The 12,697-nt window shown below is 60.4% G+C and carries 12 protein-coding genes and 1 pseudogene; 7 read left to right on the plus strand and 6 right to left on the minus strand.

Translation table 11 applies throughout. The annotated features are described in order from the left end of the window. The first annotated feature begins 1 nt into the window (after position 1). From P0204_RS16195 to P0204_RS16205, 3 genes are all read left to right on the plus strand, one after another. Positions 2 to 880 (plus strand): carbohydrate ABC transporter permease, encoded by an 879-nt coding sequence (locus P0204_RS16195; RefSeq protein ID WP_276223711.1) that lies wholly within the window; start codon positions 2 to 4, stop codon positions 878 to 880. A gap of 20 nt (positions 881 to 900) precedes the next feature. Further along, positions 901 to 2,070, plus strand: a complete 1,170-nt coding sequence (locus tag P0204_RS16200) for an ABC transporter ATP-binding protein (RefSeq protein ID WP_276223713.1) — start codon at positions 901 to 903, stop codon at positions 2,068 to 2,070. Between the two features lie 507 nt (positions 2,071 to 2,577). Then, complete coding sequence (locus P0204_RS16205) at positions 2,578 to 3,381, plus strand: IclR family transcriptional regulator (protein WP_276223676.1); 804 nt, start codon at positions 2,578 to 2,580, stop codon at positions 3,379 to 3,381. A 142-nt stretch (positions 3,382 to 3,523) separates the two neighbouring features. Here the strand turns inward: P0204_RS16205 and P0204_RS16210 are convergent, their stop codons facing one another. Continuing rightward, positions 3,524 to 4,717 (minus strand): iron-containing alcohol dehydrogenase, encoded by a 1,194-nt coding sequence (locus P0204_RS16210; protein WP_276223677.1) that lies wholly within the window; start codon positions 4,715 to 4,717, stop codon positions 3,524 to 3,526. Positions 4,718 to 4,932: 215 nt separating this feature from the next. On the opposite strand from P0204_RS16210, the gene P0204_RS16215 reads away from it, so the two are divergent. Next, the gene (locus tag P0204_RS16215) at positions 4,933 to 6,447 is read left to right on the plus strand and encodes an aldehyde dehydrogenase family protein (protein WP_276223678.1); all 1,515 of its coding nucleotides are present in this window, start codon (positions 4,933 to 4,935) and stop codon (positions 6,445 to 6,447) included. Between the two features lie 146 nt (positions 6,448 to 6,593). Here the strand turns inward: P0204_RS16215 and P0204_RS16220 are convergent. Further along, a pseudogene (locus P0204_RS16220) lies at positions 6,594 to 6,710 on the minus strand (IS1595 family transposase); the annotation flags it as partial. Between the two features lie 127 nt (positions 6,711 to 6,837). Between P0204_RS16220 and P0204_RS16225 the strand changes: the two are divergent. Beyond that, positions 6,838 to 7,161 carry a DUF6788 family protein gene (locus tag P0204_RS16225; RefSeq protein ID WP_276223679.1) on the plus strand — a complete coding sequence of 108 codons (324 nt, stop codon included), beginning with the start codon at positions 6,838 to 6,840 and terminating at the stop codon, positions 7,159 to 7,161. 68 nt (positions 7,162 to 7,229) lie between these two features. Here the strand turns inward: P0204_RS16225 and P0204_RS20990 are convergent, their stop codons facing one another. The 4 genes from P0204_RS20990 to P0204_RS16240 all read right to left on the minus strand — a co-directional run bounded on the left by P0204_RS20990 (position 7,230) and on the right by P0204_RS16240 (position 10,412). Then, complete coding sequence (locus tag P0204_RS20990; protein ID WP_336406474.1) at positions 7,230 to 7,433, minus strand: ADP-ribosylglycohydrolase family protein; 204 nt, start codon at positions 7,431 to 7,433, stop codon at positions 7,230 to 7,232. Between the two features lie 372 nt (positions 7,434 to 7,805). After that, entirely contained in the window at positions 7,806 to 8,984 is a 1,179-nt protein-coding gene (locus P0204_RS16230; RefSeq protein WP_276223681.1) for a hypothetical protein, read from the minus strand. A 126-nt stretch (positions 8,985 to 9,110) separates the two neighbouring features. Further along, entirely contained in the window at positions 9,111 to 9,626 is a 516-nt protein-coding gene (locus tag P0204_RS16235; protein ID WP_276223683.1) for a peroxiredoxin family protein, read from the minus strand. A gap of 39 nt (positions 9,627 to 9,665) precedes the next feature. Beyond that, positions 9,666 to 10,412, minus strand: a complete 747-nt coding sequence (locus P0204_RS16240) for a DUF547 domain-containing protein (protein ID WP_276223684.1) — start codon at positions 10,410 to 10,412, stop codon at positions 9,666 to 9,668. Positions 10,413 to 10,572: 160 nt separating this feature from the next. Between P0204_RS16240 and P0204_RS16245 the strand changes: the two genes are divergently transcribed. Both P0204_RS16245 and P0204_RS16250 read left to right on the plus strand, forming a co-directional pair. Then, entirely contained in the window at positions 10,573 to 12,060 is a 1,488-nt protein-coding gene (locus P0204_RS16245) for a radical SAM protein (protein ID WP_276223714.1), read from the plus strand. Next, positions 12,060 to 12,683 carry a class I SAM-dependent methyltransferase gene (locus P0204_RS16250; RefSeq protein ID WP_276223716.1) on the plus strand — a complete coding sequence of 208 codons (624 nt, stop codon included), beginning with the start codon at positions 12,060 to 12,062 and terminating at the stop codon, positions 12,681 to 12,683. The genes P0204_RS16245 and P0204_RS16250 overlap by 1 nt, the downstream gene beginning before the upstream one ends. Positions 12,684 to 12,697: the final 14 nt, after the last annotated feature.

The following is a 12,697-nucleotide window of genomic DNA, read 5'->3' on the forward strand; positions in this document are numbered from 1 at the left end:
GATGGCGAGCGAACAGGGCCAGACGACACAGCAGGCCGGTCAGCTGATAGACCTCAGCGTGGTCAAACAACGGCTCCGTCAACAGCCCGCCCTGCACCTGAGCCTGATCGGATCGCTGGTCGTCCTGGCGTTGCCGGTCATCATGACCGTGCTGATGAGCACGCAACCGAGTACAGAGATAAGTAGCAGCACGCTCGCCGGAATCGGGTCGGAGGGACTGAGCAACTACCAGCGGGTCCTTTTCGAAGCCAACTTCGCGACCTATCTGGTCAACTCCCTGATTATGGCGCTGGCGATTGCCGTCGGGAAAGTGGGCATCGCGCTGCTCGCGGCACTCGCGCTGGTGTACTACGACCTCCCGTTCAAGCGGCTTATTCTGCTGTTCATCCTATTCACCTTAGCGCTCCCTGTGCCGGTCCGTATCGTTCCGATGTACGAAATCATGGTCTCGCTCAACTGGGAGAATTCGATGCTGGGACTCGTCGTCCCGTATTTCGCGAGCGCAACATCGGTGCTTCTGCTCAGACAGCATTTCCGCTCGATATCGGATTCGATGGTCGAGAGTGCGAAGATCGACGGGGTCGGCCCGCTGAAATTCCTGGTTTACGTGTTGATACCGATGTCGAAAAGCATGATCGCGGGACTGTTCACCATCGCCTTCATTTGGGGGTGGAACCAGTACCTGTGGCCGCTGATAATCATCAACGACCAGTCAAAGCAGGTGCTCCAGGTCGGCCTCGCACAGCTCAACCCGACCGCCGGCGAAGCACTCTGGGGACTTATCATGGCTGGCGCAGTCATTACGTTGCTGATTCCGATGGTGCTCATGCTTGCCCTGCGGGAACCGCTGCTTGACACAGTCAGTATGCAGACCAAGTAATCACCGAGACACACGAACCTATGACCTCAAACACAGACGCGACCCCGATTACGCTCGATGGTATCGGTAAACAGTACGGCGATGTCACTGCTGTCACTGATCTCGATGTGGCGATCCAGCCCGGCGAGTTCCTGGTCATCGTCGGGCCCAGTGGGTGTGGCAAGAGCACCACCCTTCGGATGATTGCCGGGTTAGAGGACATCACTTCCGGTGAACTCCGGTTCGACGGAACCGTCATGAACGACCTAGAACCCAAGGACCGTAACGTCGCGATGGTGTTCCAGAACTACGCGCTCTACCCTCACATGAGCGTCGCGCGGAACATGAGCTTCGGCATGAACTCGGCCGGCGACTACACACAGGACGAGATCGACCAACGGGTCGAAGAGGCGGCCGAGACGCTCGGGATCTCGGCGTATCTGGACCGCAAACCCAACCAGCTCTCAGGTGGTGAGCGACAGCGCGTGGCGATCGGACGCGCCCTCGTGCGTGACCCCGACGTCCTGCTGTTGGACGAACCGCTGTCGAATCTGGACGCGAAGCTCCGTGTCGAGATGCGCTCCGAACTGGCCGCACTCCACGACAAAGTCCAGACCACGTCGGTGTATGTCACCCACGACCAGACCGAGGCAATGACCCTCGGTGACCGTGTGGCCGTTCTCGACGACGGCGAGCTCCAGCAGATCGACCCGCCACAGGAGCTCTACGACCGGCCAACCAACAGATTCGTCGGCGAGTTCATCGGGAGTCCACAGATGAACTTTCTGCCCGTCGACATCCGGACATCCAACACCCAGCGGCTGGCAACAGGTGAGACCGGCGAAGCGACGAGTTTCGAGGTCGCACTCGGTGGTGCCCCGCAGGTCGAGTCGGGCCGGTACACGCTTGGCGTCCGGCCGGAGGACCTGTACCCGGTCGATACGTTCGACCACAGCCCGAGGGAACCAATCACGCTTGAGGTGGATATGACCGAGCCACTGGGTGACGTGAAACTCGTGTACGGAATGCTCGCAGGCCAAGAGATCACTGTGCAGGTAGACCCACATTACGAGGTCGAAAAGGGGGAGCGGATAGAGTTGGTCGCTGACCCGAACAAGCTACACCTGTTCGACCAGCAGACCGGTGACTGCGTCTATCACTCACACGATGTCGCCGAAGAGCAGCAGGTAGAACAGGGGTCACAGTCCTGAGCAGGCCGGGAAGCTACCGTGGAAACTATCACTGAAACAGAGTGATATCGCCGTTTTTTCTGCGCTGCTCAACTCGCCGATGATGGCCTTCGAGTGGTGTCTTTCTCAAAAGCCAATCAGTGGCATTCTGCGGCCGCTGGTGCATCGATATTCGTGAACGCACTCACGGGGCACGAAACTGGGTTCACAGACTGGAAGACGTGTACGGACCTCTGCTCCCAGCCTGAACTGTTTCGCTGAATCAAACTTTTAAAACGCGACATCAATCGCCCGACCCATTCCTTCGTTACCAGTGTCCGTGGTTGATATGTCTATACAGGGTGTTCGTCAAAATAATAGCCGTACGTCTGTTATTCAATGCGGGCATCCCGCTATCTTGTTTCGCTCAGTCGAACTCTAGAGCGTTGTCATGTCACAGAGTGACACAAGGGAAGTTCGGTGGGTAGTCAGGCCCAGTGAGTTTCGTTCTACCGTACTCTTATATTGGTTCGGGCACTGGCGTTACCTATGACCGAAACAGACGAACAGTACACCGTCGAAACGACCCAGCTATCGCTGCAAATTCTCGATATCGTGGCGGAGACGGGCGGGACTAGACTCCGGGAGATACAGTCAGAGCTGGACGTCGCCAAGAGTACGGCACACAAACATCTGGAGACGCTCCAGGCAAACGGCTTGTTGACCAAACGCGGAGAGACCTACCACGTCGGATTGAAATGTCTGAATCTCGGCGAAGAAGCCCGGAGTCGGTGGCCCGGGTCACTGTATATCGACGAAGCGATCGGAACCCTGACAGAGCGGACAGAGGAGGAGTGTGACTTCGTGGCGCCGGACCGAGGCCGGATCATCACTATCGCCGAATCCTACCACAAATGGGCCAAATACGACGATTCGGGGCGGGGTGGTGGGTCGAAGGATTACCGTGCGCGGACGGGGTCGTACTACCGGATGCACGCGACTGCGTCCGGGTTGGCCATCCTGGCGACGTATCCACGGGACCGGGTCGATGCGATTATCGACCGGTGGGGCCTCCCCGCTCGAACAGAGTACACGATTACCGGCCGCGAGCAGTTGTATGACGAACTTGCGACGATTCAGGATCGCGGGTACGCCATCGACAACCAAGGTTACACTGAGGGGATGCGAAGTGTCGGGAAGGCCGTACACGGCCCTGGCGACCAGGTGATCGGCGCACTCAGTGTCTCGGGCCCGACCTACCGTGTGGATGGGATGGTGCTCGAAGAGGAGATACCGAACGCGTTGGTTGATGTCGTTTCGGAACTCGAAGCCAAGCTCGCTCAACCCAGGTGAGCGGCGACGTTCGTCCTCACATTGACTGCACGCGTCTCCAAAGGGGTACGGCTGGTTTGATACAAATGAGAGTGACGCCACCGCTGGTCGAAGGGGAGATACCGCCGCCCTGGATCGTTCCAGGGCTGGCACAGCGGCTCTGTCAGTACGCGTCCTGGGCTATCTCGTAGAGATCATCGGCATCGGCCGCCCGAGGATTGTCGTGTATCTCGATCGTGTCGAGTGACTTCTCGGCGATGGTCCGGAGGTCCGATTCCTCGACACCCACCTCTGAAAGTGTCGAGGGCAGGTCGACTTCATCGATGAGCGCCTCGACAGCGTCGACAGCCGCATGGGCGGCCTCGGTGTCCGAGAGTCCGGATACGTCGACCCCCATCGCATCCGCGACCTCGGCGTACCGCGTGGGATACTCCGCAAGGTTGTACCGCATCACCGGCGGCGTGAACACAGCGATCGCCTCGCCGTGGGGGATGCCGGGATACATCCCACCTGTCACCTCTGCCAGCGAGTGAATCGCCCCGAAGCCGGCGAAGTTTTCGCAGAACCCCGCCATGTGGGAGCCAAACAGCATCTGCTCACGGGCTTCCATCTCACCGGTCTCGTAGGCTTCCGGGAGATACTCCGGCACGAGCCCCATCACGTGACGCGTGTATGGCTTGACCAGTTCCGGCGCCCCCGCTGCGACGTGGTTTTCCAGTGCGTGCGAGAACGCGTCAAAGCCCGTCGCAGCCGTCTGGCGTGGCGGCAGCGAGGCGGTCAACTCCGGGTCCACGAGCGAAATTTCCGCGCCCAGGTACGGGCCGTTCGGGTACAGCGGCGGCTGGCCGATCGCCATCTTAAACTCCCGCTCTTCGGACGTGATTACGGCCCAGTAGTCGACCTCACTGCCTGTGCCAGCCGTCGTTGGGATAGTCACCAGAGGATGGGTGTGGTTGTCGATGTTGCCGGCTGTGACCTCCTCGGGTGTACTGACCTCGTACTCCTCCAAGTCTCCCTCGTTAGTCGTCATCAGGGTCGCACATTTCGCCGTGTCGATGACGCTTCCCCCGCCGACGGCTACGACTACGTCGTGACCGCCAGTGGTCAGGACCTCGACGGCTGCTGACACCATCGACACTGTCGGGTTGGGTTCGACCTCGTCAAACACATCGTATTCGATTCCCGAAGCCTCCAGCGATGAAAGCACTCCGTCCAGGATGCCGGCCTCACGGATCCCCTGGTCGGTCACGACCAGCGCACTGTCCCACCCTTGAGAGTCGATCACATCCCCTGTCCGGTCACTTTTGCCGTTACCGAACTCGACCCAAATCGGGAACGAAAGGGTGTGCTCGTTCATCGGTATCGGCGCTCCCCTGTGGTTTCCAAGCGGTTGAGACACGCTGCACTGCGGACGCAGCAAGGGCTTTCTTGTCGCATTCATGCCAATTTCTGTCCCATCAAATATTAATGTACTGGAACAAGCAAGAGCATACAGTACCCAAGTGAGGAATTGAAACACGCTGTCTGGACACTAGCCGGTACTTTTTACTCCGACTCATTCGATCACACGATATGGGCAGCCAACCTCCCGACCGTAGCGATCTCTACCGTGATCACGTCTCAAAACACGATGAGGTGCGAGCCGGTGCTAAGTTCGGGGCGTGGATCGATGGCGAGACACACACGACCGACGATACCGTTGCAGTCTACGACCCGGTAATCGACGAACAGATGCTCACTGTGCCTGACTGCACGGCGACCGAGGTAGATGCGGCAGTGACTGCGGCCTGGGACGCGTTCGACAGGACGTGGGAGTCGACGGTCCCACGCGACCGGTCCTCGCTGCTGTTCGAGTGGGCCGACACGCTCGAAGATCATCTCGAAGAACTCACACTGCTTGAGTGTCTGGACTGTGGAAAACCAATCTCACAGGCCCAGGGTGAGATAGAGGGGGCCATCGATACGCTGGAGTATTACGCGTCAGTCTGTCGTGCACAGCGGGGCAGCGAGGCGCCCGCTGCCACCGACCTCCACCTCTACATGAAACACGAGCCCTACGGCGTCGTGGGTCAAATCGTGCCGTGGAACTACCCACTTTGGGCGGCAGCGTGGAAACTCGGACCAGCCCTGGCCGCTGGGAACGCCTGTGTGCTGAAACCCTCCAGTGAGACACCGTTATCAACGATCCGGGCCGCGCAGCTCTCGGCCGATATTTTCCCGGATGGGGTGCTTAATGTCATTACAGGTAGTGGGAGTACAGCGGGGCAGTCACTTGCAGAGCACGACGACGTACGGAAGGTTTCCTTCACTGGAAGTACCGACGTCGGCAGTGGTGTGATGCAGGCGGCGGCGGACCGTGTCGCGCCTGTTACGCTCGAACTCGGCGGCAAGTCACCGTTTATTGTGTTCCCTGATGCTGACCTCGACAAAGTTGTTGACGCAGTCGCTGACGGGATATTTTACAGCACTGGCGAGATCTGTGATGCGTTGTCCCGGGCACTGGTCCACGAGTCTATCGTCGACGAGTTCACCGAACGGTTCGTCGAGAAGGCAGAATCGTACGTCCTCGGGGACCCTCTGGATGAGGCAACCACGATGGGGCCACTCACCTCGGAGGACCAGTTTCGGACAGTCACCGACTACATTGAGACCGGCCGAGAAGAAGCAACACTGCTGTGTGGTGGTGGACGGCCGGACGATCCCGCGCTGGCTGACGGCTGGTACGTCGAACCTACTGTTTTCGGTGACGTATCAAACGACATGACTATTGCACAGGAGGAAATTTTCGGCCCAGTCCAGACAATCAACACGTTTGCTGACTACGATGAGGCGATCTCGCTCGCAAACGACACCAAGTACGGGCTTGCTGCTGGGATCGGTACCGAGCGTACCTCGCGCGTCCATCAGACGGCAGACGATCTTGATGCCGGGCTGGTGTATGTCAACGAGTACGGACCGATCCTGCCCGAAGCACCCTACGGCGGGTTCAAACAGTCCGGCTTCGGCAAGGACCTTGGACTAGAGGCACTAGACCACTACCGCCGGACAAAGAGTGTATACGTGAACCTTGACGATCCGTCGTTATAACTTGCCGAGACGACCGGTTACTGGCCATACTCACTTCTATATGTGAATTTATGTATATATCTTGGCAGATATTCTGATATCATTGACGATTTTATCGTCACATTTCGGAATATACGCGTATTGTTCCCCCGCGATCCGATAGTTCTGAATTCCTTGAGTCGCCACTCGATGCCCGCATCGAGCGGCTTCGTGTTGATCTCGACAACGCCCAGCTCGATCGGCTCTCGAAACATCGCCCCGAAAGCTGGCTGAGCAGAAGACATATCGCCACATTAGCGCCGGCTCAGTGTAACGATACGGTCTTTCCGCAGCTTTGGGTAAGAGCGGACCGTATTAACCAACAAACCTATGCCGATACGCCCACTGTTGGTTAACACGAGGCGACCGCCAATGTCCGACGAGCCCCCGACACCGCCGGCGGAACTCCCGACAGCTGTCGTCAACACACTCAACGGCTACTCGCCGGACCGGCTCCGGCACGTCGCACGCTACGCCGAGGAGCTGGCAGAGCACAAAGCTCGCGAAGCCCGTCTCGAGGAGGAGTCGGCGGGCGAAGAAATCGACGAGCGACCGGACGACCTTCCGGACGACGTCCCGTCGAAGGCGACGATCACGATCAAGGAGATCAACGACAACCGTTACTACTACTGGCAGTGGCGAGAAGGTGATACGGTGACATCCAAATATAAAGGGCCGGTCGACCCGGATGACTGAATTATCTCGGTAGCGCTGACGGCATCTTGTTGGGAGCTTCGGCAATTGTGGTGTGGCCCGGTCGGCGATTATTGGGCATCAACTTCGATACCTGCGGTCGCCTCAAGCGAGTTCACAACTGCTGTGCCATGAGTTCCATATCCGACCACCTCGGTGAGCGTCCCGTACTGGTCAGTGATTTGCGCGGGTGACTGGAACTCTACGGGGCAACTTAACGCGTCGCCACACGCCAGCCCGACGGGCGCACCTTTCGCAGCGAGTAGAGCATCCATCGGCTGCCGGTGAATCTACCAGTGGCAGCCACTTGTACCCAGGTGCAAGCTGAAGTCTCCGTCCACTCCGACGCTCGTGGTTTGTTACCATGATTGACGTCGTGGGCTTTCTTCCCGGCTTTGGATGATACCACCCCTCAGCTCGTGGGGACCCTTGTCGCTCTTGTGTAGAACTGTGGAAAGATGCCGTAGCGTCCCTCGTCGTGTATTTTACTACGGACGTGTTTCTGGCGATACCGGCCTCCTCACAGTACTTTGGAGAAGGGACTGCTCATCGACGGCCGTCGTGCTTCCGCAGCTTTGCACAAGAGCGAGATTTGCGCTGTCGTCTAATCTATCGCATCCGCCTGCCTCTCGTCGGTAGCCAGTCACTCAGTTCTGACTGCTCTGCTCTCTGGTCGCCGCCGGTGTGTCCCGGTTCTCCCAAATACTCTCTCCTCGGGGGACGGCGTCCATACCTCGTAATCTCGCGTAGACGCTTGGTTCTTCCGTGGCGTCCATTCGATACATATGCATCGGTGGATCCTCCTCGTAAGCGGAACGAATCGCAGTAGAAATAAATTCTTGATCTGGGGGAACAGACTCAGGGAGCTCCCCAATCGGCTCTCCGCTTTCGTCGACGAGTCGCCGAATAAACTCCCCGTTGTGTGCTTCCCAAAGCTTCGCACCCTCTCGACGGACACAGATTACGTGACAGTGTTCATCGCGGTCAGGTAGATCCGGAAACAGCTTGTAGTCCATCTCATCCCACTCGAACGGCGCGTGTGCCTCGCACATTACTGGATCCGTTGCGAGGCCGCCGTCCTCGAGGTCACGAAATGGGTCGACGAATCGGTCCCGGTCGTCGGCTGAGAGTCCCTCTAACAGATGCTTCTCCGGGGACCCTGGAGGCCCTTCATCGAGTGGCAACTTCACGATAGGCATATCTCGGACTCTGACGAGGACGCTACCCGTATCGAGTAACCGTGTCTCGTAGACTGGCGTGTCTAGTACATGTTCGCGGCCGCCGAAGTGGTCGAACGATTCTTCCCCGAATACGGTCACGAAGGGGAGTTTCTCGATCCCGTGATCGGGCGGATTGCCTTCCGGAACTTTCCGTCCGTCGGGCATGATAGCGAGGATCGCCATCCACGGATCGATAGCTTCGGTGAGGGCTTCGAACGCGTCGACGAGCGCTTCAATTTGCGCCTGGACGTCGTGGTCCTGTGTCGTGTGGTCCAGCCAGTCGCCCGGACCTCTGATCGTTATCGGGGCGATGTCATCTGCCGGGTCGCTCAGCCGAAAATCGACAGTGTAGTTGCGATTCGAATGGGTATACCCATCGTCCGCGTCGTACCACACCTTGACGTTGCCATCGGGCGAAGATGATCCCGACCTAGAACCAACTTCTGAGTCCCGATAGATACGCTCTTCGACCGCTTCGAGGCCCTTCGCCTGACCAGCATGTGTCGCGAAGCCATTTTGCAGGAAGGCCTCGAGTACGTCTTCGACGATTGTCTCTGGAACTGTATCGAAACAAACCATCCCCAGAAGCCAACTATCGCTCCCCATCAAGCGCACTTACCAGCTATACTGTAATCAGTATTGTGCGAACCAGTTAGCCGGCGTACTGACTGGCTCGGTGACTGCAGAATACTGCCGGTCTCGGCTCGTCCCCTCGGCTTCTAGAAAGTTGTACTAGACCATCTCCGAGGGTACGTCCGAATCGTTCAGCGAGTCGAGTTTCGCCAGAATCTCGTCGATATCGGGCCTGTCGAACGTCGAGGAGCCCTTGTGAACCCAGGCGATTTCCGGCTCCGTTCCGCGTCTGTCGACGACGACGATTTCCGGCATCCGGCCGAAGAAATCCGAGAAACGGCCGAGAATACCGAAGCGGACGGGCTGGTCGTAGGCTTCCCCCGCCTCGATGTCGGGGTCCGCGAGCAGCGGGAACGGGAGGTCATAGGACTCCTGCCAGGACTCGACGCGTTCGACCGGTTCCGGAACGATAGAGACGACTTCGGCGTCCCGTCCGTGGAAGTCGTCGATGCGCTCGGCGAGTTGCTGGACCTGCTTTCGGCAGTTCGTACAGTAGTGGTCCCGTTGGAAAAACAGGACGGCAAAGTCGACACTGTCCGGGAGGGCGGCGAGCGAGAACGGGTCCGGGCCGGCGGCGACGTTCGTGAGCGAGAAGTCCGGGACTGGCTCTGGCATACGAGTCCGTAACGGCTGGACGGGCTAAACAACATGGCTCTATTCGACGAACTTTCCGGCCGCTTTCGACCAGTCCCAAGGTAAGTGGCGGAGTTTCGGTGCCACACCGTCGGGAATCGCGTCGTACTCCCGAAGGAACGCACGGATGCCCGCCGTCCCCCCGAAATCGCCGCGGAACCAAAGGAACACGCGGGGGACGCGGACGACGTTCTCGACGGCGTCGTGTGCTACAGTCGAGGCCAGATAGCGCCGCGTCGCCAGGTCCAGTTGCTCGTCGATGCGCTCGGGGTCGTACGCCCGGATAACGGGGCAACTCTCGGCCCCGCAGTTCAGCGCGAAATGAATTCTGGGGTCGCAGTCGGGCAGCCGATGGCGGTGCTCGAAGGTCGTGACCAGCAGTTTCGGCAGGTAGCCGAGGCCGTACTGCGAGCGGCCGCCGCGGAGCAACCCGTTCTCGATGCGGTCGAGACTCAACGAGGTACCCGCCACCGTGATCGCAGGCGCCCAGAAAAACCGGACGAAGCGAAACGAACTGTCGTACAGTGCAGGCTGTTCGGCAAGGAGCAACTGCGTCCCGGCGTTGTAACAGTTGAGCCAGAACGCGAGCGCGGTTTGGCGGTCCGTCCGCAGCGGGCGGAGGTCGTCGTCGTCGAGCGCGGCGAGAGCAGCCCGCAATTCGTGTGTTGGGTCGCCGCGCTTGCAGGCGACCAGCAGGTCTTGGGCGAGGGTGGTCGGCGACGGGTCAAGGTCGTCCGCCCGAGCGGTCGCCGTAGGCTGGCCTGCCATACCGTGGTTCGGGGAGCATCTCGAAAAAGGGTTGCGCGGGCTGGCAGGGCGACTGCGCACCGGCGAAAGGCGGCGAGACACCACTGGCCACGACACACCACTCCATCGCTCCGATGCACAACCCCGGTACGCTTATTGAAATCCAATCCTCCCCCTGGGTATGGATGACAGTGACGCCCTCGCGGCGACGACGAGCCTCTGTCCCGACTGCCTCGAACAGGTCCCCGGCCAGTACGAAGAGCGGGACGGCGGCGTGTTCCTGACCCGGGAGTGTGCCGACCACGGGACGGCCAGCCGGAAGGTCTGGGGCTCCTTCGACCACTGGGACTGGGCCGCCGACTTCGGCCCGGACCCGGAGTTCGACGGCGGCGATCTAGCGGTCGACGACGACCACGCCTGTCTCGCTGTCGTCGAGGTCACCGACGACTGCAACCTCTCGTGTTCGTACTGCTTCGCGAGTTCGGGACCCGGCGGCGCACACCGCTCGACAGAGGAAATCGAAGCATTGCTCGACACCGTCGAGGACGCGGGTGGCCGGCCGATACAGTTCTCTGGCGGCGAACCGACCGTCCGGGACGACCTCCCAGCACTCGTCGAGCGCGCCCGGAACAGGGGCATCGACCACGTCGAGGTGAACACGAACGGGATTCGGCTGGCGACCGAAACGGGATACGCCCAGCAACTCGCCGACGCCGGCGTCACCGCCATCTATCTCCAGTTCGATGGCCTGACGAGCGAGACCTACGAACGGATACGCGAGGTCGACCTCGTCGACGAGAAACACGCAGCCATCGACGCCTGCCGCGAGGCGGACCTGCCCGTCGTGCTCGTCCCGACTGTTGTCCCCGACGTGAACGACCACGAGATGGGCGACATCGTCCAGTTCGCGCTCAGAAACCGTGATATCGTCCGGTCGGTGAACTTCCAGCCGGTCGCGCACTTCGGCCGATACGCCTCGAACGACGGCCGGTTCGCCATCGACGACGCGACGCGGCTGCTGGCCGAGCAGATAGACGTCCTCGACCCGCGGGATATGCTGCCCGCCCCCTGCTGTTCGGCCTACTGCCAGATCGGGACGGCCTTCGTCCCCGAAGATACGGACGCGACGGCTGCCGCTGGCTGCAGCACTGAGGAGACGGACGGGCAGGCCAACTGTGACGACACCAGAACCGATGAATCGTTCGTTCCGCTCACGCAGTACGTCGACGACCAGCTCTGGGATATGCTCTCGGGGATGGTCGACGAGGGCGACTACATGGAGTTACTGGCCGGTACCGCTGCCGGCGAGGAGTGGGCCTGCAAGACCGCCGGCTGCTGTGGAGTCGACGTCCCTGGCGGCGTGGAGGGTCTGTTTGACGAGGTGGTCCCCGTCTCGTTCACAGGATTCATGGACGCCGACGCGGCCGACGTGAATCGGCTGAGTAACTGCTGTATCTCGGTGCCGACGACCGACGGCGACCTGGTACCCTTCTGTGGCTATAACATGACGACAGAGGACGGCGAGTACGCACTCCGGAACCGCAACGACTGGGGCGGCCGAAACGCCGTCGACGGAGACCGTCCCGCCGCCGATTCGGCTGCGGGCTATCAGGGTGACGGCACAGCCACGGACGGTGGCTGCGTGCCAGACGACTGCGAGGGCGAGTGATGTCGGGGCTGCTCGACGCCGCGCTCTCGAACCCGTGGGGAATGCTTGACACGATGCTCGAAGGACCACTCCATCCCGGCGGCACGGCGGCGACAGCGCAGTTGCTCGACCGTGCGGGTGTCGGCCCGGAGACGCGGCTGCTGGATGTTGGGTGTGGCGCTGGCGACGCGCTCTCGGTGGCCCAGGACCGTGGTGCGGACGCCATCGGAATCGACCCGGAACCGAGCACCGACCGGGCCGTACAGGGTGACGCGACGGCCCTCCCCATCAAAAGTGGCAGTGTGAACGTCTTGCTGGCCGAATGCGTCCTCTGTCTCACCGATCTCGACGCCGCTCTGGCGGAGGCCAACCGCGTGTTGGGTGACGGTGGGCGACTCGCCCTCTCGGATGTCGTCGTCGATGGCAACCGGCCCGACGTGCCTGACACCGTCGCTGAGGCGCTCTGTCTCACTGGGGCGAGAGGTCGCGACCGACTGACCGATCGCGTCGAAGCCGCCGGGTTCGAGATCCAGACGGTCTCGGACCACCACGACGACCTTCTCGAAATGCGTGACCAGGTGACGGACCGGATCGATTACGAAGGGCTTCTTGGCGTAATGGGCGAGCGCGGCGAGCGGGCCTAGAGGCGATTGAGACC

It is taken from the genome of Haloarcula halophila (assembly GCF_029278565.1).
Classification (GTDB): Archaea; Halobacteriota; Halobacteria; order Halobacteriales; family Haloarculaceae; genus Haloarcula; species Haloarcula halophila.